This is a genomic window from Paracoccus sp. SSJ, assembly GCF_030234105.1.
Lineage (GTDB): Bacteria > Pseudomonadota > Alphaproteobacteria > Rhodobacterales > Rhodobacteraceae > Paracoccus > Paracoccus denitrificans.
Map to the genome: position 1 here is coordinate 99,769 of NZ_JASSPE010000012.1, position 19,656 is coordinate 119,424.

General features: G+C 67.5%; 21 protein-coding genes. 3 read left to right on the forward strand and 18 right to left on the reverse strand.

Annotated features, from left to right (window positions below; all coding sequences use genetic code 11):
- Positions 1-60 precede the first annotated feature (60 nt).
- From QPR87_RS14370 to QPR87_RS14455, 18 genes are all read right to left on the reverse strand, one after another.
- Positions 61-768: an ABC transporter ATP-binding protein gene (locus QPR87_RS14370; RefSeq protein ID WP_011751215.1), complete on the reverse strand. Its 708-nt coding sequence runs from the start codon at positions 766-768 to the stop codon at positions 61-63.
- Complete coding sequence (locus tag QPR87_RS14375) at positions 765-1,517, reverse strand: ABC transporter ATP-binding protein (protein WP_285049962.1); 753 nt, start codon at positions 1,515-1,517, stop codon at positions 765-767. The genes QPR87_RS14370 and QPR87_RS14375 overlap by 4 nt, the downstream gene beginning before the upstream one ends.
- Positions 1,514-2,515 carry a branched-chain amino acid ABC transporter permease gene (locus QPR87_RS14380; RefSeq protein ID WP_285049963.1) on the reverse strand — a complete coding sequence of 334 codons (1,002 nt, stop codon included), beginning with the start codon at positions 2,513-2,515 and terminating at the stop codon, positions 1,514-1,516. The genes QPR87_RS14375 and QPR87_RS14380 overlap by 4 nt, the downstream gene beginning before the upstream one ends.
- Entirely contained in the window at positions 2,512-3,378 is an 867-nt protein-coding gene (locus QPR87_RS14385; protein ID WP_285049964.1) for a branched-chain amino acid ABC transporter permease, read from the reverse strand. Before QPR87_RS14385 ends, QPR87_RS14380 begins: the two co-directional genes overlap by 4 nt.
- Before the next feature lie 493 nt (positions 3,379-3,871).
- Entirely contained in the window at positions 3,872-4,450 is a 579-nt protein-coding gene (locus QPR87_RS14390) for a HupE/UreJ family protein (RefSeq protein ID WP_285049965.1), read from the reverse strand.
- A gap of 45 nt (positions 4,451-4,495) precedes the next feature.
- Entirely contained in the window at positions 4,496-4,810 is a 315-nt protein-coding gene (locus QPR87_RS14395; RefSeq protein WP_011751220.1) for a rhodanese-like domain-containing protein, read from the reverse strand.
- A gap of 10 nt (positions 4,811-4,820) precedes the next feature.
- Positions 4,821-5,327 carry a cupin domain-containing protein gene (locus tag QPR87_RS14400; protein ID WP_011751221.1) on the reverse strand — a complete coding sequence of 169 codons (507 nt, stop codon included), beginning with the start codon at positions 5,325-5,327 and terminating at the stop codon, positions 4,821-4,823.
- Between the two features lie 114 nt (positions 5,328-5,441).
- Positions 5,442-6,179, reverse strand: a complete 738-nt coding sequence (locus QPR87_RS14405; RefSeq protein WP_231000733.1) for an ABC transporter ATP-binding protein — start codon at positions 6,177-6,179, stop codon at positions 5,442-5,444.
- Positions 6,152-7,021 (reverse strand): ABC transporter permease subunit, encoded by an 870-nt coding sequence (locus QPR87_RS14410; protein ID WP_011751223.1) that lies wholly within the window; start codon positions 7,019-7,021, stop codon positions 6,152-6,154. The genes QPR87_RS14405 and QPR87_RS14410 overlap by 28 nt, the downstream gene beginning before the upstream one ends.
- Before the next feature lies 1 nt (position 7,022).
- Entirely contained in the window at positions 7,023-7,994 is a 972-nt protein-coding gene (locus tag QPR87_RS14415; protein ID WP_285049966.1) for an ABC transporter substrate-binding protein, read from the reverse strand.
- A 15-nt stretch (positions 7,995-8,009) separates the two neighbouring features.
- Entirely contained in the window at positions 8,010-9,338 is a 1,329-nt protein-coding gene (locus QPR87_RS14420) for an LLM class flavin-dependent oxidoreductase (protein ID WP_285049967.1), read from the reverse strand.
- A gap of 173 nt (positions 9,339-9,511) precedes the next feature.
- Positions 9,512-11,053: a copper resistance CopC/CopD family protein gene (locus tag QPR87_RS14425; RefSeq protein WP_285049968.1), complete on the reverse strand. Its 1,542-nt coding sequence runs from the start codon at positions 11,051-11,053 to the stop codon at positions 9,512-9,514.
- Positions 11,050-11,487, reverse strand: a complete 438-nt coding sequence (locus QPR87_RS14430) for a YcnI family protein (RefSeq protein ID WP_233901986.1) — start codon at positions 11,485-11,487, stop codon at positions 11,050-11,052. The genes QPR87_RS14425 and QPR87_RS14430 overlap by 4 nt, the downstream gene beginning before the upstream one ends.
- Positions 11,488-11,501: 14 nt before the next feature.
- Complete coding sequence (locus QPR87_RS14435) at positions 11,502-12,293, reverse strand: ABC transporter ATP-binding protein (protein WP_285049969.1); 792 nt, start codon at positions 12,291-12,293, stop codon at positions 11,502-11,504.
- Positions 12,287-13,288, reverse strand: coding sequence for an ABC transporter permease (locus tag QPR87_RS14440; RefSeq protein ID WP_285049970.1), 1,002 nt, complete (start codon positions 13,286-13,288; stop codon positions 12,287-12,289). Before QPR87_RS14440 ends, QPR87_RS14435 begins: the two co-directional genes overlap by 7 nt.
- A 9-nt stretch (positions 13,289-13,297) precedes the next feature.
- Positions 13,298-14,329 carry an ABC transporter substrate-binding protein gene (locus QPR87_RS14445; protein WP_011751230.1) on the reverse strand — a complete coding sequence of 344 codons (1,032 nt, stop codon included), beginning with the start codon at positions 14,327-14,329 and terminating at the stop codon, positions 13,298-13,300.
- 10 nt (positions 14,330-14,339) lie between these two features.
- A complete protein-coding gene (locus QPR87_RS14450) occupies positions 14,340-15,446 on the reverse strand; it encodes an LLM class flavin-dependent oxidoreductase (RefSeq protein ID WP_285049971.1) in 1,107 nt (368 codons plus the stop codon).
- Between the two features lie 16 nt (positions 15,447-15,462).
- The gene (locus QPR87_RS14455) at positions 15,463-16,617 is read right to left on the reverse strand and encodes an acyl-CoA dehydrogenase family protein (RefSeq protein WP_285049972.1); all 1,155 of its coding nucleotides are present in this window, start codon (positions 16,615-16,617) and stop codon (positions 15,463-15,465) included.
- A 421-nt stretch (positions 16,618-17,038) separates the two neighbouring features.
- Between QPR87_RS14455 and QPR87_RS14460 the strand changes: the two genes are divergently transcribed.
- The 3 genes from QPR87_RS14460 to QPR87_RS14470 all read left to right on the forward strand — a co-directional run bounded on the left by QPR87_RS14460 (position 17,039) and on the right by QPR87_RS14470 (position 19,593).
- Positions 17,039-17,203: a hypothetical protein gene (locus QPR87_RS14460; protein WP_285049973.1), complete on the forward strand. Its 165-nt coding sequence runs from the start codon at positions 17,039-17,041 to the stop codon at positions 17,201-17,203.
- A 152-nt stretch (positions 17,204-17,355) separates the two neighbouring features.
- Complete coding sequence (gene epsC / locus QPR87_RS14465; protein ID WP_285049987.1) at positions 17,356-18,924, forward strand: serine O-acetyltransferase EpsC; 1,569 nt, start codon at positions 17,356-17,358, stop codon at positions 18,922-18,924.
- A gap of 81 nt (positions 18,925-19,005) precedes the next feature.
- Positions 19,006-19,593, forward strand: a complete 588-nt coding sequence (locus QPR87_RS14470; protein ID WP_285049974.1) for a nitroreductase family protein — start codon at positions 19,006-19,008, stop codon at positions 19,591-19,593.
- Positions 19,594-19,656: the final 63 nt, after the last annotated feature.

Below are 19,656 nucleotides of genomic sequence, written 5' to 3' on the forward strand. Positions count from 1 at the left end.
CCCCGCGCGTTCCATGGCCGCGCCCCTTTCCGCCCCGTGCAAGCCGCCGCCGACAACGGGTCATTCGACCGTCAGCATCCGTTCCAGCCCCTCGCGATCCGCCAGCGCCTCGTCGCGGGCGAAGCTGCGGGTGATCTGGCCGTTCTCGACGACATGGAAGGCATCCCCGACCGAAAGTGCCAGCGGGATGCTCTGCTCGACCAGGATGACGCCGATGCCGCGCTTGCGCGCCTCTTCGATGGATTGGGCGATGGCGCCGACATAGCTGGGCGACAGGCCCTCGGTCGGCTCGTCCAGCATCATGTAGGCCGGGTTGGCCAGCATGGCGCGGGCCACGACCAGCATCTGCTGCTCGCCCCCGCTCATCGTGCCGGCCTTCTGGCCCATCCGCTCGCCCAGGCGGGGAAAGATCTCGACCGCCTCGGCGATGCTGAAGTCCCGGCCGGAGCCGGTCGGCCGGCGCGCGACTTCCAGGTTCTCCTCGACCGTCAGATTGGCAAAGACCTTGCGATCCTCGGGCACCAGCGTCACCCCCATCTGGGCGCGGCGAAAGGTCGGACCCGCCAGTTCCCGGCCGTTCAGCGTGATGCGTCCCTCGGTCCGGTCCACCAGCCCCATGGTCGCGCGCAGCGTCGTGGTCTTGCCCATGCCGTTCAGGCCCAGAAGGCACACCACCGAGGCGGCCGGCACCTCGAAGCTGAGCCCGTGCAGGATCTGACTGGCACCGTAGAAGGCCGAGAGGTTCTCGTAACGAAGCACCGCGTTCATTGTGCGAAACTCCCGTGCAGATAGGCTTGGCGGACGGCCTCGTTGCCGCGGATCTCGTCGGGCGGGGCATCGGCGATGACAGTGCCGTTCTGCATGACGGTGATGCGGTCGGACAGGCGCATGACCATGCCCACGTCATGCTCGACCACGATGATGGTCAGGCCCATGGTCTCGCGCAGCATGGTGATCAGCGCGGCGATGGTCTCGCGGTCGCCGCGCGACATGCCGGCCAGTGGTTCGTCCATCAGGATCAGCCGGGGCTTCAGCGCAAGGCCGATGGCGATGTCCAGCGCGCGCTGATAGCCATGCGCCAGCATTCCGGCCTTCGCATCCTCGCGCCCGCGCAGCCCGACGCTGGCAAGGATACCCCACGCCTCGTCGGCGGCCTCGTCCTCGTGCTGATGGGACTGCCACAGCGAGGCCGAGCGCCCTTCGCGCGAACGGATCGCCAGCGCGACGTTTTCCAGCACCGGCAGGTCCATGAAGATGCTGGTGCGCTGGAAGGTACGCGCGACACCGCCGCGCGCCAGCCGCTCGGGCGGCCAGCCGGTGATGTCGCGGCCGTCGAACAGGACGGTGCCGGACATCGGCGGGATCGACCCGGTGATGAGGTTGAACAGCGTGGTCTTGCCGGCGCCGTTGGGACCGATGATCGAGTGGATCGAACCCTGCTCCACCCGCAGGTCGACCCCGTTCACCGCCTTCAGCCCGCCGAAATGCTTGGTCAGTTCGTTGACTTCCAGGATCATTGCGCGGCCCTCCGCCCCGGCTTGCGTGCCGACAGGCGCGTCGCGATCCGGGCCGCGCCGCCGAACAGCCCGCCCGGCGCGACGATGACGATCAGCACGAAAAGCGCACCGAAATAGATCAGCCATGCATCGGTGAAGCTGCTGACGTAATGCTCGGCCAGGGTAAAGACCACCGCACCGATGACCGGGCCAAAGATCGTGCCCACGCCGCCCAGGACGACATACATCAGCACCTTGCCCGATTCGAGCCAATGCAGCAGGTCGGGCGAGGTCGCACCGTTGAACAGCACGAACAGCACCCCGGCGAGGGAAGCGAGCGAGGCCGAGATCATATAGGATATCAGCTTGAGCAGGATGACGTTCATGCCGATGAACCGCGCCCGCTCGCTGTTCTCGCGGATGGCCAGCCACGCCCGCCCCAGCGGCGCACGCCGGATATGCAGCGCCCCGGCCAGCGCCAGCAGCAACGCGCCCAGCAGGATCGCATACCAGGTCGCCGGGCTGACGGTCTGCGCACCGAAGAAGGTGGCCATGGGGATGCCCTGCAAGCCGTCCTCGCCGCCGGTGATGTCGGAAAAGACAAAGACGAGCGCGAACATGATCTGGCTCAGCGCCAGGGTCAGGATCGCAAAGGTCTTGCCGACCTGGCGCACCAGGATAGCGCCGATAGCCCCAGAAACCAGCAGCGTCGCCGCCAGCGTCAGCAGGATCAGCACGGCGATGTCCGAACTGACGCTTTTCGACAGCAGGCCCGCGACATAGGCGCCGAACCCGTACCAGGCGGCATGTCCAAAGGACAAAAGCCCGGTATTGCCGGTCAGCATGTCAAGGCTGAGCGCCAGGATCGCCGCGATCAGCGCATGGGACGCCAGCATCAGCAGGAAGGGCTGGCCCGCGCTCGCAAAGGGCAGGCAAAGCCCCGCGGCCGCGATGACGGCCAGCCCGACCAGGCCGCCCCGGCTGCGGACACGCCGCTCCGATAGGGTTGTTGCGATCATTCGGTCCTCCCCTCGCCGAAAAATCCGCGCGGCCAGTTGATGAGCATCGCCATGACCACGATGAACAGCAGCATCAGCGCCAGCTGGCCGCCGAAATAGCCCTCGCCAAAGACCAGGATCAGGCCGACCGCATAGGCCGCGACCATCGCGCCCCTCAGGCTGCCGAGACCGCCCAGGATGACCGTCATGAAGGCCAGGATCAGGATCTTGTCGCCGACCACCGCATGGGCGGTGAAGATCGGCGCCGCCGCGACCCCCGACGCCGCGGCCAGGGCGGCGCTGACGCCCACGACCGAATGCATCAGCCGTTCGCGGTCGATGCCGATGCAGGCGCCCATCTCGGGGTCGTCGTTGGCCGCGCGCACGCGCAAGCCCCATTTCGAGTTCTTCAGGAACAGGATCAGTGCGATCGTCAGCGCAATGGCCAGCACCGAGACGAAGACGCGATAGGTCGGCAGGCTGATGCCCCCCAGCGAGATCACGCCGCCCAGCACCTGCGGAACCGGCATGATCTGCACGTTGCGGCCGCCGAGTTCGTAAAGAATGCCGGTGATGAGCAGCGCCAGACCAAAGGTCAGAAGCAGGCTGTCCACCATCGGGCGGTCGCGGATCCGCGCAAGGATCGCCCAGTCGATCAGCACGCCGATCAGTCCTACCGCCACCGGCGCGACGACCAGCGCCACGCCGAAGGGAACGCCCGAGGCGACCAGCCAGACGCCCGCCATGGCCCCGGCGCTGAACAAGGCGCCATGGGCGAAATTCACGATCCGGCCAACGCCGTAGATCAGGGTCAGCCCAAGGCTGAACAAGAGCAGTACCGAGCCCAGAACGATGCCGTTCAGGACCAGCGATAGTGCAAGCATTTCCGGCTCCTCCCTCCGAATGCTTCGCTGAATCGGAGAGTGCGGCTATATTGTCTTAATGTCAACAATTTTATAGTCGACAATAATTGCACCCCGCATGTAGAGCCCACCGGCACAGGCCGGCAGGGGGCCTGCACCGGGTGATCTGGTGCGCTGCGACCTCAATCCCGACGCAATCCCGGATGTGGCTGGGGATGATCGGCGGTGGGCGCGCTGCTGTCGGTGGCGGTCGGCTCGCTTGTCGGCGATCCGCGTAGACGGCTCGGTCTACCCAGGCGGGCGGCATGATCCCTTATACGCTGGGCGTGCGGATCTTTCCCGCCGCAGCCTCGCTGTCTACGCCATGGCAGGACAAAAGCGCGATGGCGTTTTCGCGCCCCTCGATCCATTCACATCGTGCAAGTTCCGGCACCCGCATCCTGTCGGGCTTGGGAATGCCGGCAAGGGGAACGGTTGGTTCTTGTCGTTGCGCCGCCACTGCGGCGCAACGTCATCATCCGGCCAGCCCGCCAAGCGCGAACGACCCGACAAGCGCGATGACCGCACCCAGCCCACGCGACAGCATCGGCCCCGGATGCAGGCGCCCCACCCTGCCGATGCCAAGACCCGCCAGATGCAGCAGAAGCGTCGCCAGCACGAACCCGGCCGCATAAGGCGCGAGATTGCCGGCGGCAGGCATCTCGGTGCCGTGCGCATGGCCGTGGAAAACGGCAAAGGCCGCAACGACCAGGCCAGCCGCCCATAGCGGCGGACGCAGGGCCAGCATGACGGCGACCCCGATCACGATGGACGAGGCGGCAATCCCCGCCTCGACGGCGGGAAGGGGGACGTCCGCCGCGCCCAGCAATCCGCCCGCGATCATCGCCAGCGGAAAGGCCAGGAGAAGGATCGGCGCGGCGGCCCCTCCCAATGAGGCGGCCCAAAGACCCACGGCGATCATGGCGAAGACGTGATCCAGGCCCAGAAGGGGATGCGAGAAACCGGAGGCGAAGCCGCCGCCATGCAGATGCCCGGGATGCGCAAGGGCCACAGCCGGGCTGAGAAGCAGAAACAGGGTAAGCGCGATGCGCATGACATGGTCTTCCAGAAAGCGTTGATGTCGTTCAGACGCCGCCGTTCAGGCGACGCCGCGTTCCTTCAGTGCCGCATAGCCGCCCTCGACATCGGCGACATTGGTGAAGCCAAGCCCGGCCAGCGTCCCGACCACGGGACCGGAGCCGTTGACCGAGCCGCAAAAGACGACGATGCGGGCATCCTTCGGCACCGAGGCAAGGGGTCCGGCGAAGACCTCGGCCACCAGCGGCTTGGGCAGGATGACGGCCGAGGCGATCTCTCCGTTTTCGGCCCTTCCCTTGGGCGCGCGCACGTCGATCAGCAGATCGATCCCCGACAGGTCGGCGGAAAGCTCGGCGGCGGTGATACGGTTGGACATGATGTCTCCTTCAGGATGTGGGGGCCGGGTGGATGGGATCGACCCAGTAGACGCTTTCCGGGGCCTCGACCGGATCGACATCGGTGATGTTGACCACCACCGCCTCGTTGTCCGAACGCACCAGCACGCATTCCAGCACCTGGTCGGGATCGGCGTTGATCTCCTGATGCGGGACATAGGGCGGGACATAGATGAAATCGCCCGGACCGGCCTCGGCGACATATTCCAGCCGCTCGCCCCAGCGAAGCCGCGCCTTGCCGCGCACGACATAGATCACGCTTTCCAGCGGCCCGTGATGATGGACGCCGGTCTTGGCATCGGGCTCGATGGCGACCGTCCCGGCCCAGATGCTTTGGGCGCCGACGCGGGCATGGTTGATCGCCGCTTGCCGGAACATGCCGGGGGTCTGGGCGGTGCTGGAATCCAGCCGGTCCCCCTTGATGACCCGCACGCCGTCATATTTCCAGCGCGGCGCCTCTTGATGGTCATGGGAATGATGGTCGTGGTCGTGGGGCATCCTTTTCCTCCTTCTGCGGTCGCGCAGCGGCGTTTTCCGGTTCACTTGCGGCCCAGGCGCCGGCCATGCTGCCGCCGATGGCCAGGACATCGGTCGTGATCGAAAGGCCCTGTCTCAATGCGCGGCCCCGTGCGCCACGCCCAGCCAGTCCAGCAACGCCCCGCGGATACGGGCGAATTCGGGGTCGGCCACGTCGCGCGGCCGGTCCAGCGCGATGGGTTCGTGATGGGCGATTACGCCCTCTTTCATCACCAGCACCCGATCGGCCAGCAGGATCGCCTCTTCGACGTCGTGAGTGACCAGCAGGATCGCGCAGCCGTGGCGCTGCCACAGTTCGGCCACCAGGGCCTGCGCCTTGATCCGGGTCAGCGCATCCAGCGCGGCGAAGGGTTCGTCCAGCAAAAGCAGGTCGGGTTCCCGCACCAGCGCCCGCGCCAGGGCGGCGCGCTGTGCCTCGCCGCCCGACAGCACCTTGGGCCAGACATCGGCGCGATGACCGATGCCGACCTCGTCCAGCGCGCGCTCGGCCCGTTTTCGGTCGGGGCGGCCCGGCAAGCCCAGGACGACATTGTGCCAGACCCGCTTCCACGGCATCAGCCGCGGCGCCTGGAAGGCGATGGCGCGGCGCGAAGGCACCACCACCTCGCCCTCGAACTCCGGGTCCAGGTCGCCCAGGATGCGCAGCAGCGTGGACTTGCCGCAGCCCGAGGCGCCCAGCAGCGCGACGAATTCGCCCGGCCGGATGGTAAGGTCCAGGTTGTCGATCACCCGGCGCGGGCCGAAGGCGCGGCTGAGCCCCCGCACCGCGACCGCCGCAGGTGTTTTCAGGCTCCGGTGAAGTTGGGTCGCCATGACAGGAAGATCCTTTCCAAGCTGCGCACCACCAGATCGACGGCAAGGCCGAGCAGGGCATAGACGACAAGGCAGACGACGATCACGTCGGTCTGGAAGAATTCGCGCGCATTGGCCATCAGATAGCCCACGCCGGCGGTGGCGTTGATCTGCTCGCCAAAGACAAGCGCCAGCCAGGCGATGCCCAGCGAATAGCGCAGGCCGACCAGGGCATTGGGCAGCGCACCGGGCAGGATGACATGGCGCACCAGCCCGGCACGGCCAAGGCCCAGCGTCCGCCCGGCCTCGATCAGGGACTGGTCCACGCCCCGGATACCGGCATAGACGTTGAGATACAACGGAAAGGCCGTCGCAAGCGCGATCAGCGCGATCTTCGGCGCCTCGCCGATGCCGAACCAGATGATCAGCAGCGGGATCAGCGCCACGTTCGGAACGGTGCGCAGCATCTGCATGGGCGCGTCGACCAGATCCTCGCCCAGCCGGGTCAGGCCGGACAGGATGGCAAGCGCGACGCCGATGGTGCCGCCGATCAGCAGCCCGCTCATCGCGCGCTGCATCGATACGACGACCGCCTCTTGCAACTCGCCGGTCTGGATCAGCTTCGCGGCGCTGGAAAGCACGGTGGCAGGCCCCGCCAGCACCTCGGCGGGCAGGACGCCGGTGATCGAGGCGAGATGCCAGACCAGCACCAGCGCCACCGGGCCGATGCCCCGGCGCAGCCAGCGCGGCACCTGCCGCCCGCGGGCCGTGGCCGGGGTCAGCCGCACCAGCGCATCCGCCGGCTCGGCCGGGCGATCCTTGCGCAGTGCGGCATAGCTGCGGTCGATCTCGGTGATGCTCATGTCAGTTCAGCGCGATGACGGGCAGGCCGCGATAGACATGGGCCGACAGGTCCAGCGATCCGTCAAGCACCCCGGCCTCGACCCAGGTGGCAAAGACGTTCTGCAGGCTGGCGACGAAGGCGTCGTCGATGGGCAGCCGCTTGTAGGCGGTCTGCTCGGCGTAAAGCGGCTCGACGGTGGCGCGGTCCTGCTTGCTGAAGCCTTCGTAGAAGGTCAGGAAGTCCTCGCGGTTCTCGCGGGCCCATTCGTAGCTTTTCTCGATCCGGGCCAGGTAATCCTTGATCGCCTCGATCTTCGCCGGGTCGCCGAGGGTCTTTTCGGTCACGGCATAGACGATATTGCCGGTGTTCACGCCCTGGCCGTCGTAAAGCTCGCGGGCACCAAGCACGCCGATGCTGCGCGCCTTGTAGATGCCCCAGATCGCCCAGGCGTCGATCCCGCCGGACTGGAAGGCCGCCGAGGCGTCGGCCGGGGTCAGGAAAGCCAGCTTGACGTCCTGCTGATCGATCCCGGCATTCTTCAGCGTGCCCAGGGTCAGGTAATGCGCCACGCTGCCCCGGGTGGTGGGCGAAATGGTCTTGCCCTTCAGGTCCTCGACGCTCTGGATCGGGCTGTCCTTGGGCACGATGATCGAGGTGCCCAGCCCGCCGTTGTGGAAGGCCGCTGCGATCTTGATCCTGGAGCCGCCGGCGATGGCGCTGACCGCCGGGCTGTCGGCGGACATGCCGATGTCCACCGCCTCGGCCTTCAGCGCCTCATGCAGGTTCACCGCGGCCGGATAGACCGACCATTCGATCTTGTAGGGCAGGTCGTCCAGCAGCCCCGCGGCCTCGAGCCGGGCGCGCTGCTCGCCCACCTGGTCGCCGACGCGCAGGGTGACGCCGGACAGATCCTGCGCGCCCGCCTGCGTGGCCAGCGCCAGTGCGGCGGCTGCCAAAAGCGTGCCAAATCCGCGACGAGAGATTGAGGTCATGACGGTTCCTTTCTGTCACTCGGCCGCGATGCGCCGGGAGGTGTGGCGGTTCACGGGTTTGGCCAGCCCCAGCGAATCGCGGAAGGTGGTGCCTTCGTATTCGCGGCGGAACAGCCCGCGGTCCTGCAGGATGGGAATGACGGTTTCGGCAAAGACCGAAAGCTCGTCCGGCAACGAGTTGTTATAGACGAAGCCGTCCGCCGCGGGCTCCAGGAACCAGCGTTCGAAGGCATCGGCGACCTGCTCGGGCGTGCCGACGAAATCGGTGCGCGGCGTGGCGAAACGCTGCGCCGTCTCGCGCAGGGTCAGGTTGCCCTCGCGCGCCAGCCGGATCACTCGTCCCGAGGTCGAGCGGTTCGAGTTCTGCGCGAAGCGCTCGACATCCGGAAAGGGGGCGTCCAGATCGTATTGCGAAAAGTCGTGCTCGTTGAAGGACCGCGCCATGATCAGCAGCGCATCCTCGATCGAGGTCAGGGCGATGAAATCCCGATACTTGCGCTCGGCCTCCTCCTCGGTCGAGCCGATGACCGGGCGCAGACCCGGCAGAACGAACAGATCCGCCGGGTTGCGGCCGAAGCCTGCCGCGCGGCGCTTCACGTCGGCGTAATAGGCCCTGGCGGACAGCAGGTCGTCGTCCTGCACGAAGATCGCATCCGATCGCGCAGCGGCGAAGTTGCGCCCGTCCTCGGATGCTCCGGCCTGGAAGATGACCGGCTGGCCCTGCGGCGAGCGCGCGATGTTCAGCGGCCCCTCGACCTGGAAGAACGGCCCGCGATGGTCCAGCCGGTGCAGCTTTTCGGGGTCGAAGAACCGGCCCGACGCCTTGTCGTGGACCAGCGCATCGTCCTCCCACGAATCCCACAGGCCCTGCACCACGTCCAGATGCTCGGCGGCAAGGCGATAGCGCGTGGCGTGATCGTAATGCTTGTCGCGGCTGAAATTGCGGGCCGAGCCCTCCAGCCAGCTCGTCACCACGTTCCAGCCCGCGCGCCCGCCCGAGATATGGTCGAGCGAGGCGAACTGCCGCGCCACGTTGTAGGGCTCGGCATAGCTTACGGTCAGGGTTCCGACCAGGCCGATCCGATCCGTCACCGCCGCCAGCGCCGACAGGATGGTCAGGGGCTCGAAGCGGTTGAGGTAATGGGGGCTGGACTTGGGCGTGATATGCACGCTGTCGGCGACGAACAGGAAATCGAACTTCGCCGCCTCGGCGACCTGCGCCTGGCGCCGGTAATAGCCGAAATCGGTCGAGGCGCCGGGATGCGCGGCCGGATGGCGCCAGTCGCCCCAGCCCGTGCCGTTGCCATGCATCATGAAGCCCAGTTTCAGCCGTCGCGCGCCCATGGTCCTGCACCTTCCGTAAAAATCACGACAAGCGTTGCCGTCTTTCCCGTTGCTAGCCCTTTGCCAGGCCGGGATGAATTCCAAAGATCCGCCATCCGAGAGAAGATTTTCACGGTCGGCGCGGGCTGTCGGGGGATTTGCATTCCCCGTCGCCACGCCTGCGAATCGCCGCGTCAGGAGGCCGGCGCGATCTCGATCAGGTCGCGCAGTTCCTCGACCCGGAAATCGCTGACCAGGACGCGCAGCGTCAGCACCCAGTAGCCGTCGAGGGGCAAGAGAAAGCGCCCGGCATCCACCACGCCGCAATCGGGGGCGGCTTCGTGGCGGAACGGCCCCAGCCCATAGGCGGGCTTCGACAGTTCGACCTCGACCGATTTGGGCGTGACCGGCTGGCCATCGACCCGCAGGTCCGAAACCGTGACCGAGACCAGCCCGACCCGGGGCGGCGACACGCCAATCTCGGCCGACAGCGCGGGCGAGGCGAGTTGCAACCGGATCTCGGGCAGGACGGACGGCAGGCTGCGGGGCGGCGGCGTATAGCGCCACAGCGCCACCGTGGCGACGATCAGCACGACCAGCGCCAGCTCGACCTCGATGGCGAGCCGCAGCGGACCGCCGTCGCCCCGCATGGCGCGCGGCGCCAGCAGCAGCCGGTTCGCCAGCGCCACCGCCAGCATCAGCGCCACCAGCCCCAGCTTGACCAGCAGCACGCGGCCGTAATCGGTGCTCCAAAGCGCGGCGAGACGGCCCAGCTGCACAAGGGCGATGGCGGTGCCCGAGGCCAGGACGACCGCCAGCACCCAGGGGATCAGCCGAGAGAACCGCCGCAATGCCCCGCGGCGACCGCGCGCCAGATCGGCCAGCAGCGGCACCAGCGCGCCGATCCACAGCGCCGCCGCCACCACATGCGCAGCAACCGCCGGCCGCATCAGCAGGCCGGGCGCCGCCGTCGCCGCATGGCCCGAACTCGCGGCGGCCGCCCCGGCCAGCAGCAGCGCCGGCAGGGCGGCGATGCGGCCCGGCAGCCAAGCAGCCAGCAGCGCGGCGGCGGCGAAGGCCAGCGCCAGCCCCGGCGCGCCTGCGGCACCCTCGCGCCAGGGCGCCGAAGTCAACAGGCCGGCGGGGAACAGCGCCAGCAGATCCAGGCCCTGAAAACCCCAGACCAGCGGCAGGGCCAGAAGCCCCGCCCCCGCCGCGACAGGCGATCCGCGCCGGGGCTCGTCCGACAGAAAGGCCCGGAACACCGCGCCGCCAACACCGATCAGCAATGCCGCGACCAGCACGGCACGCAGCAGCCACAGCCCGGCGCGCGTGGCCGGCGGCGCCCCGGGCGCGGCCTGGATCGTGCCGGTGGTCTCGCCCAGCGAAAACAGGCTGGCCCCGGCGACCGGATGCCCGTCGCCCGACGTCACGCGCCATGACAGCAGATGGCTGCCCCGGTCCAGATCGGGGGGCATGGCATAGATCAGGCGGTTGCCCTGCACCTGCGGCGGGTCCAGCAGCCGACTCTCGCCCGTGGCGGCAGTCAGCCGCGCGACCAATGGGCGGGCCGGTTCGCTGAAGGTCAGCGACAGCACGGGCGGGGCGGTCTGCAGCACCGCGCCATCGGGCGGGTCGGCGGCAATCAGGCTGGCATGGCCAAGCGCCAGCCCGGCGGACCAGATCAGCGCAGCCAGCCCGGCCAGAACGGACCGAAAGGCTCTGCCGCCGATCATTGCGCCGGCAGAACGCGCAGCACCGGGGCGGGATGGTCGGCTTTCGCGTCGGGCTCGATCCAGCGCAGCTGGCTGTCGCCGCAGGTCTGGATCACCGGCAGGGCGATGGTTTCGGGCGCGTCGGCCGTTACCGTGGCACGCAAGCCGAACCCTTCCTTGCGCCCATCGGGCAGCGGACCGCCTTGCCAGCCGATCTCCTCCGGCCCGGCCGAGACCTGCCAGCCCGGCTTTTCGACCGCCACGACATCCGCGAGCCCGGCCGGCACCGCGACGCGCAAGCCTGTGGTCGGGGCGCCGGCGCAGCCATGGCCGACGATCAAGGCCAGCTCCACCGTCTTGCCCTGCCGCGCCTGTTCGGGCGCCAGATGCACATGCGCCATGGCCGGCAAGGACAGCGGCGCGGCCAGCAGCAGCGCCGTGATCGCGATCTTCATCACCAGCTTCCCCCCTACCAGCTCGAATCCAGACCCAGATGGCCCAGCGCCTCATGCCGCAACTCGGCCAGCCTGGGATCGCCGCGATGGCGCGGATAGGGCAGATCGACGGCCAGATCGGCCACGATACGCGCCGGGCGCGGGCCAAAGACGATGACGCGCTGCGCCAGGTAAAGCGCCTCTTCCACGTCATGCGTCACCAGCACCGCGGTCAGCCCGCTTTGCTGCCACAGCCGCGTCAGTTCGGTCTGCATCGCGAGCCGCGTCAGGCTGTCGAGCTTGCCCAGCGGTTCGTCCAGCAACAGGACATTGGGCCGGTTGACCAGCGCCCGGGCCAGGGCGACGCGCTGCGCCATGCCGCCCGAAAGCTGGTGCGGATAGGCCTTGTCGAAACCCGACAGGCCGACCAGCCGGATGGCCTCGTCCACGCGGTGGCCCTCGGCCTTCAGCGTGCCCTGCGCCTCGAGCCCAAGCGCGACATTGGCCCGCACCGTGCGCCAGGGAAACAGCGTGGGATCCTGAAAGACCAGGATGCGCGAGGGATCGGGATCGGCCACTTCGGCGCCCGCGACGCGGATATGGCCCTGCACCGGATGGTCCAGCCCTGCGATCAGCCGCAAGAGCGTGGACTTGCCGCAGCCCGAAGGACCCAGCAGCGCGACGAAGGAACCCGGCTCGATATCGAAGCCGATGTCGTCCAGCACCGGCAGCGGCGCACCCTCCAGGTCGAAGCGGTGCGAAACCGCCTCGATGTTGATCGCGCTGCCCGCCTGCTGCGGGATGATCTTGAGGGCCTGTGCTACCACCGGACGACTCCCTTCTGCCAGACGAGCACCCGGTCGCGGATGCGGAAAAGAAGCGTGATCAGCCCCGAGCACATCGCCGCCATCACGAACAGCGCGGCATACATGTTGGCATAGGCCGCCCAGCCCTGCGCCCATTGCAGATACCAGCCCAGGCCCGCCTCGACCCCCAGCATCTCGGCCACGACCAGCACGGCGAAAGAGGTGGACAGGCCCATGAACAGGCCGACGAAGACATGCGGCAGCGCCGCCGGCACCGCCACCCGCAGGATCAGGAACAGCGGCGAGGCGCCCAGCGTCCGGGCGATCTCGTAATAGTCGCGATTGACCGAGGCGATGCCCGACCATGTCAGCACCGCGACCGGGAAAGCGGTGGAAAAGGCGATCAGGAACACGCTGGCCGAACCCGAGCTGGGGAAGATGAAGAAGGCCAGCGGCAGCCACGCCGTCGCGGGCAGCGGCCCGACATAGCGCAAGAGCGGCGTGGCCCAATAACTGACCGCCCGCGACCAGCCCATGCCGACGCCGATCAGGAACCCGGCGACGGCGCCGAAGAAGAAGCCCTTCGCCAGCAGCCAGACCGAGAACGAGGTGCTGTGCAGGATCTTGGGCCAGTCATAGATGAACACCTCCAGCATCGCCTGCGGCGTGGGAAAGAAGGGCTGGGGCAGGATGCCGGTCTTGGCGGTCAGCACGGTCCAGATCGCCACGCCGATGCCGATGGCCAGAAGCCAGGGCGCTCGCTGGGCGGTCCAGCGACCGACACGGCCCAGCCGGTTGCCGCCAAGTCCCAGGACCACCAGCACGCCGCCCACGGCGCCCCAGACCAGAGCCAGTTCCCGCACCAGAGGCTGGAAGGTCAGGTCCTGCCAGAACAGCAGGATCGCAACGGCCGCGAACCAGCCCAGCGAGGCAAGCAGCGTCACGCGCTGGATGGGGCCCGGCGGATGCGCCCCTGCCCCTGTGCCGGCGCCGGGCGCAATATCGATGGAAGCCATTCTGTCCTCCTAGGCCGTCAGAACGTCGGCATAGACCCGCTCGGCGAATTGCTGCGGATCGGTCGAGCGGCGGAAGACGTTGATCGCGCGCAACTCCTCGGCATATTGCGCAATCTCGGTCTTGAGGTCGGCGCCGGTGGGCGTGTGATCGTGGGTCTGGTCCTTGAGCACCGCGATCAGGTCCTCGACGCTGCGGTTCTTGGGCGCCTGCGGCAGGAACGCCTTGGCCGCGTCCTCGGGACGGGCCACGGTCCAGTCCTGCGCCTCGAGCAGCGCGCGGGTCAGCGCCCGGGCCGTATCGGGGTCGTCGCGCACCAGGCTGCCGCTGAGGCCGGCGATGCAGCAGACGCGGTTCTCGAAGCCATGGTCCAGGTTCGTGGCGATCTGCACATATTTGTCGGGCGTGTCGTGCAGCCAGAAATAGGCACGCGGATCGCCGTCGGCGATGGCGTCGATCTCGCCCCGCTCGGCCGCGATCTCAAGCACGTCGGTCGAGAAGGCCCGCCATTTCACATCCGTCTCGGGGTCGATTCCGGCCTGGTGCAGCAGGATCGAGAAGAAGTTCTTGCCCGGCGCGGCAAGGTCGGTGACGCCGATAGTCTTGCCCTTCAGATCGGCCAGTTCCCGGATCCCGGCAGATTGCAGCGCGACCAGGCGCGAGCAGCCGCCATGGGTGCCGGCGGTTATCTTGACGTCGAAGCCCTGCTCCAGCGCCTTGAGCCAGCGCAGCGCCATGCCGACGCCGCCATCCGCCTTGCCGGTGGCGATGGCCTCCAGCAGCGCCTCGGTCGAGGCGCCGAAGTTCACGATCTCGACGTCCAGCCCATGCTTCTCGAAGATCCCGTGGTCCTGCGCGACGAAGACCGGGGCAAGGCAGATCGCCGAGGCGTTCGAGGCGAAGCGGAGCGGCTTCAGCCCCCCTGCGCCCTGCGCGCGGGCCAGCGAGCCCACGCCAAGGCCCAAGAAGGGCGCGGCCAGCGCGGCGCCGATACCCGAGCGCAGAAGGTTGCGGCGCGATGTGGTGACGATGTTGCGGGTCATGATGTTTCCCTTATTCGGCAGCATGGCTGGAGGTGAGTTCGGATGCGACCAGCGCCCGGACTCGCGGGATCAGCTCGCGGCCGTATCGCAGCGCATCGGTCAGCGGGTCGAAGCCCCGGATCAGAAAGGTCGAGATGCCCAGCCGGTAATAGTCCAGCATCGCCTCGGCCACCTGATCGGGCGTGCCGACCAGCGAGGTCGAGTTGCCGTTGGCGCCGGTCAGCGCGGCGATCTCGGTCCACAGCCGCTTGTCCAGGCGCGCGCCCTGGGCGGCGGCGGCCAGCAGGCGGCGCGAACCCTCGTTCTGGGGCTGGCCGGGGTTCAGCTTGTTGACCAGCCGCGGCTCGCCGCCAGTCGCGCGCAGGGCCTTGGCCTGTTCCAGGATGCGGGCGGCCTTGGCCCATGCCGCATCCTCGGTCTCGGCAAGGATGGGCCGCAACGACAGCGAAAACCGGGGGTTGCGGCCATGGCGGGCCGCAGAGGCGCGAACGGCGGCGATGGTCTGGGCCACCTGGTCGTAGGTTTCGCCCCACAGCGCATAGACATCGGCATGCTGACCCGCCACGTCGATTGCGGCGGGGGAGGAGCCGCCGAAATAGACCGGAATGCCCTCGGGGCCCCTCGGCTTGATGTCCGAAAGGGCGCCCTTCACCCGGTAATAGTCGCCGTGATAGTCGAACGGCGTCTCGCTGCTCCATTCCTGCCGGACGATATCCAGATATTCGCGCGTGCGGGCATAGCGTTCGTCCTTGGTCAGCCAGTCGCCATCCTGTTCCAGTTCGCGGTCGTTGCCGCCGGTGATGATGTGGACGGCGATGCGCCCGTCGGTCAGGTGGTCCAGCGTGGCAAGCTGTCGTGCGGCCAGCGTGGGCGCGGTAAAGCCGGGCCGGTGCGCGAGCATCAGCTTGAGCCGCCGGGTGACGCTGGCGACATATTGCCCGACGAACAGACTGTCGGGGGTCGAGGAATGGAAGGCCAGCAGCACGCGGTCGAAGCCCGCAGCCTCATGGATCGCGGCCGATGCGCGGATGAAGTCGCGATCGATGACCGGACCCTGGCGTGCAATGGTCTCCGAGGCGTTGTGGTTGCCGATGAAACCGATGAATTCGACGGACATGGTGTTCTCCTGCTTGTCAAAGACCAAGGGCGGCGCGTCCGGCGGCGACCATGACGCTGTCCTGTTGCGGACTGTGGATGCGGCCGCACAGAACGTCGCGGTAATGGCGTTCCAGCGGGTTTCGGCGGGCGATGCCGTGATTGCCGGCCAGCTTCAGCGCGCCCTCGACGGCCGCGATGGCGTTTTCGGTGGCGACATGCTTGATGAGCCCGGACTGGCTCGCCGCAGGCACCTGCCCCGCATCCATGTCCCGGGCGGCCGAGCCGATCAGCCGGCGGTTGACGGCGATGCGTTCCTCGATGGCACCGACCGCCTCCTGCATCCGGGGCAGTTCGGCCAGCGGCTTGCCCAGATTGGCAGGCACGCGCGATTTCAGGAAGGCGACGATCCAGTCGCGCCCCGCCTCGGCGACGCCGGTATAAAGCGCGGCGATCAGCAGGCTGACCCAGGCCGAGGTCTCGTCGCCTCGAACGGCCCATTCCGCCGGGCGCCGGATGTCCACTGCGTAATCGGGCGGCAGCAGCACTTCGTCGAACTGCACGTCGTGGCTCGAGGATGCGCGCAGCCCCAGCGTGTCCCAGGCCGGGATGATCCGCACGCCGTCGGCTTGCATCGGGACGAGAAACTGCCCTACGCGGGCCTCGTCCTCGTCCGTGCGGGCCCAGACGATGGCCCAGCGCAGCCCCTCGCTGCCGGTCGAATAGATCTTGCGGCCGGAAAGCAGCCAGCCGTTGTCGATCCGGCGGGCGACGGTGGCCGGCAGGCCACCGCGCATCGGCGTGCCAAGCTCGGGCTCGACGCGCAGCGCGTTGATCAGCGCGCCCTCGGTGGCGGCGTCGCGCACGACACGGGCCACCAGCGCGGCCGGCCAGCGTCCACGATGAAGCAATGCCAGATGGGCATATTGCATCACCAGCACCAGGCCGATGGCCGGATCGCCCCGGCCGATCTCGCGAATGACCTGTGCCGCGATCTCAAGCCCGCCGCCCCTGCCGCCGAATTGCTGCGGGGCGGTCAGCGCCAGCAGCCCACTTTCGCGCAGCGCCTCGATATGCCGGAACGGGAAGCCGGCCGTGCGGTCGTCCTGTGCTGCGGCGACCGCGAATTCGTCGGCCAGCCTTTGCGCAATTCCGATTTCGTCGAGTTGGGTGGTGATCGTGGTAAGAAGCATCGGGTGCGGATCCTGCGCAACAAAACACGACAACTCTAGTCGCATTAACACCGACCCACTATTCCAAAGCCGGAACGGAATGGAGAAGATCCTGCCTCCCCCTTCTGTCGAGAGAGAAGGAAACCTGCGTTGTGGGAAACCCATTCTCCCAAGACGCAGTCGGATAGCCGAAGCGGTCAGGCAGGATAATCGCGGCCCCTCCCCGTCCGGGCCGGACCCAGCCGTCAAGCGCGCTTGTCATCGCCGGTGCCGCGCCATGGCGGGTCAACGCCTCGCACCTCAGGACCGTGCAGAAAAATATTCTCCATCGGCATGCAAAAAAACATGACTCGTTTTATCGTTATTTTTTTCTCCGAATGGCATGATGAGCCCGAAAAGGGTCTGTCACCGGCCCATGGATCACGCCGAAGGGGGTTTCCCCATGCCTCGAATATCCGCCGATCCGGGCGATGCACTGGTCCGTCCGCCTCTGGACAAGGGGTTGCCAAGCCGTCGCAAGACCTCGCATGGCGTGGACAATCTGGCGGCGACCGTGGCCAAGGCCAGCAGCAGCCCCCATGTCGCCGTGCCGGGACGCGATGCATGACGGGGCCGGAGACGCTTGGACCGGAAATGCTGAGATCGCGGTCTATCGGCGCGCACGACCGCAGTCAGCGGATGCCATGCGCGCGCGGGCAAGGGCCGCGTCTGATCGCCTCCCGGGATTGCCTGACGGCGCAGCGCGCCGCTTTGGCCTTGGTGCTTTGCGGCCGGCCTGCCAAGCCTGTCGTCGGGCCCCACACCGAATTGCGGCTGGCCGATCCCTTCCGGCAGGACCTCGTCCTTCGCGAGCCGCTGGCCATGCTTGCCGCGCTGGACGCGCTTTGTCCCGGCACGCTGTTTTCCACCGATCCCGAACTGCGTGCCGGGCAGCAGGGCCTGATCGGTCATGCCACCGACGCCGACGCTCGTCTGGCCGAGGTGACAAAGGCAAGAAACCACCGCGACCTGGACATCGCCATCCACTTGCTGCGCGACGTGATGCTGCGGATCGAACGCAGCTTCGACAATCGGGGTGCGGCGCCGGTCCTGGATGCCCGGGATGCGGTGATCGCGCCGCTGATCTGGCGCATGATGCTGCTGGACCGCCATTACCGCACCTATCTCTGCCTTGGGCTGGATCGGTCGATGGCCCTTGCCGGCCGAATGCTGGACCTGCCTGGCGCCGATGTCGTGCTTGACGATCTTGCGGCAGGGGAGTTCCTCGACCAGTTGTCCCCCGAAGCCGTCATCCGCTTGCCCGAGGACAGGCGCCCGGACTGGGCGCCCGCACTGGGTCCGGCAGGGCGGCCGCAATATCCCTCCATCAGACCAAGACGAAAGAACCCGATCCTGACCTTTCGAAAAAGCTCCGACCCCGTGTCCCAGCCCAACCCCCCGAACTCCGATGACGGACAGCTGGATGTCATCGCCGAAAAGCTGCGGCTGATCCGCATCACCTCGCAGCAGCGCCGTTATCCGGGGCGGACAACGCCGCGCTTGCCTTCGCGCTCCGTGGTGATCCGGCTCTTGTCGAATGTCGTGGGCGCGCTTTATCCGCGCCATTTCGGCCCGGCCGGGCTGAATGCGCAGACGGCGGACATTTTCGTCGCACAGACGCTGAGAACCATCCGCCAGCGCCTGACCGAGCAGTTGGAGCTTGAATGGCTGCTGCAACCCGATGCCGAACAACTGCCCTGCCGCCGCCGGGCCCGCACCGACGCAGATGCGTTCATGGCCGGGCTGCCGCAGATCCGCGATCTGCACGACACCGACATCAACGCCGCCTTCCAGGGCGATCCTTCGGCCAAGAGCCTTGACGAAATCGTGCTTTGCTTTCCCGGCATCGCCGCGATCCTGCGCCATCGCATCGCGCATAGCCTCTACAAGCTGGGTGCGCCGATGCTGGCACGGATCATGGCCGAGCATTCGCATTCGCTGTCCGGCATCGATATTCATCCCGGTGCGAAGATCGGCCCGGCCTGCTTTATCGACCACGGCACCGGCGTGGTGATCGGCGAGACCGCGGTGATCGGGCGCAATGTGCGGATCTATCAGCAGGTCACGCTGGGGGCGAAACGGTTCGAGAGCGATGGCGAGGGCGGGCTGGTCAAGGGCCAACCCCGCCATCCGCTGGTCGGCGACGATGTCGTCATCTATGCCGGTGCAAACATCCTTGGCCGGATCGAGATCGGCAAAGGCGCGGTCATCGGCGGCGGCGTCTGGCTGACCGATTCCGTCCCGCCCGACGCGGTGGTGACGCAGGCCAAGCCCAGCCTGAACACCTGAGACCGAAATAGCGCCATCCGGCCGCGACATGCACCGTTTTGCCGCATCTGCCCACCAAAAGACACACGACCAGGAAAGACCATGCTCGACATTCTGAAAAACCGCCGCTCGCAATATGCCCTGGGGGCCGAACTTCCCCTGCCCCAGGATGAGGTCGATCACCTGATCCGCGAGGCCATCCGGCTGGCCCCCTCCTCCTTCAACTCGCAAAGCTCGCGTGCCGTCATCCTGTTCAACGGCGAAAGCCGCAGGTTCTGGGGCCTTGTGAAAGATGCCTTGCGTGCCATCGTTCCGGCCGCGGACTTCCCTAGGACCGAAAGGCGCCTTGCCGGTTTCGCCGCCGGGGCGGGAACGGTGCTGTTCTTCGAGGACCAGGCGGTGGTCGCCGATCTGCAAAGGAAATTCCCGCTCTACGCCGAGAACTTCCCGATCTGGTCCGAGCATTCCACCGCGATGGCGCAACTCGCGACCTGGACCGCATTGAGCGATGCCGGAATCGGCGCCAGCCTCCAGCACTATAATCCGCTGGTCGACAATGAGGCGGCAAGGGCATGGGAACTGCCGGCGACATGGAGGCTGTGCGCACAGATGCCCTTTGGATCGAACGAAGGCGAAATCGGCCAAAAGAGCTACATTGACGACGAGCAGCGCTTCCACACCTTTGGGTAAAGCGATCTGAAGCGGCGCCTTGCGCTGCCACGCTCGCGACTGCGCGACGTAGACGGCCCGACG

What these genes read in the sequence shown, in the direction of transcription:
- QPR87_RS14430 (WP_233901986.1), bottom strand. Translation starts at nt 11,487, where the DNA reads ATGAAGATCGCGATCACGGCGCTGCTGCTGGCCGCGCCGCTGTCCTTG.
- QPR87_RS14445 (WP_011751230.1), bottom strand. Translation starts at nt 14,329, where the DNA reads ATGACCCGCAACATCGTCACCACATCGCGCCGCAACCTTCTGCGCTCG.
- QPR87_RS14390 (WP_285049965.1), bottom strand. Translation starts at nt 4,450, where the DNA reads ATGCGCATCGCGCTTACCCTGTTTCTGCTTCTCAGCCCGGCTGTGGCC.
- QPR87_RS14420 (WP_285049967.1), bottom strand. Translation starts at nt 9,338, where the DNA reads ATGGGCGCGCGACGGCTGAAACTGGGCTTCATGATGCATGGCAACGGC.
- QPR87_RS14370 (WP_011751215.1), bottom strand. Translation starts at nt 768, where the DNA reads ATGAACGCGGTGCTTCGTTACGAGAACCTCTCGGCCTTCTACGGTGCC.
- QPR87_RS14455 (WP_285049972.1), bottom strand. Translation starts at nt 16,617, where the DNA reads ATGCTTCTTACCACGATCACCACCCAACTCGACGAAATCGGAATTGCG.
- QPR87_RS14405 (WP_231000733.1), bottom strand. Translation starts at nt 6,179, where the DNA reads ATGGCGACCCAACTTCACCGGAGCCTGAAAACACCTGCGGCGGTCGCG.
- QPR87_RS14440 (WP_285049970.1), bottom strand. Translation starts at nt 13,288, where the DNA reads ATGGCTTCCATCGATATTGCGCCCGGCGCCGGCACAGGGGCAGGGGCG.
- QPR87_RS14470 (WP_285049974.1), top strand. Translation starts at nt 19,006, where the DNA reads ATGCTCGACATTCTGAAAAACCGCCGCTCGCAATATGCCCTGGGGGCC.
- QPR87_RS14425 (WP_285049968.1), bottom strand. Translation starts at nt 11,053, where the DNA reads ATGATCGGCGGCAGAGCCTTTCGGTCCGTTCTGGCCGGGCTGGCTGCG.
- QPR87_RS14385 (WP_285049964.1), bottom strand. Translation starts at nt 3,378, where the DNA reads ATGCTTGCACTATCGCTGGTCCTGAACGGCATCGTTCTGGGCTCGGTA.
- QPR87_RS14395 (WP_011751220.1), bottom strand. Translation starts at nt 4,810, where the DNA reads ATGTCCAACCGTATCACCGCCGCCGAGCTTTCCGCCGACCTGTCGGGG.
- QPR87_RS14410 (WP_011751223.1), bottom strand. Translation starts at nt 7,021, where the DNA reads ATGAGCATCACCGAGATCGACCGCAGCTATGCCGCACTGCGCAAGGAT.
- QPR87_RS14400 (WP_011751221.1), bottom strand. Translation starts at nt 5,327, where the DNA reads ATGCCCCACGACCACGACCATCATTCCCATGACCATCAAGAGGCGCCG.
- QPR87_RS14380 (WP_285049963.1), bottom strand. Translation starts at nt 2,515, where the DNA reads ATGATCGCAACAACCCTATCGGAGCGGCGTGTCCGCAGCCGGGGCGGC.
- QPR87_RS14450 (WP_285049971.1), bottom strand. Translation starts at nt 15,446, where the DNA reads ATGTCCGTCGAATTCATCGGTTTCATCGGCAACCACAACGCCTCGGAG.
- QPR87_RS14460 (WP_285049973.1), top strand. Translation starts at nt 17,039, where the DNA reads ATGCCTCGAATATCCGCCGATCCGGGCGATGCACTGGTCCGTCCGCCT.
- QPR87_RS14375 (WP_285049962.1), bottom strand. Translation starts at nt 1,517, where the DNA reads ATGATCCTGGAAGTCAACGAACTGACCAAGCATTTCGGCGGGCTGAAG.
- QPR87_RS14415 (WP_285049966.1), bottom strand. Translation starts at nt 7,994, where the DNA reads ATGACCTCAATCTCTCGTCGCGGATTTGGCACGCTTTTGGCAGCCGCC.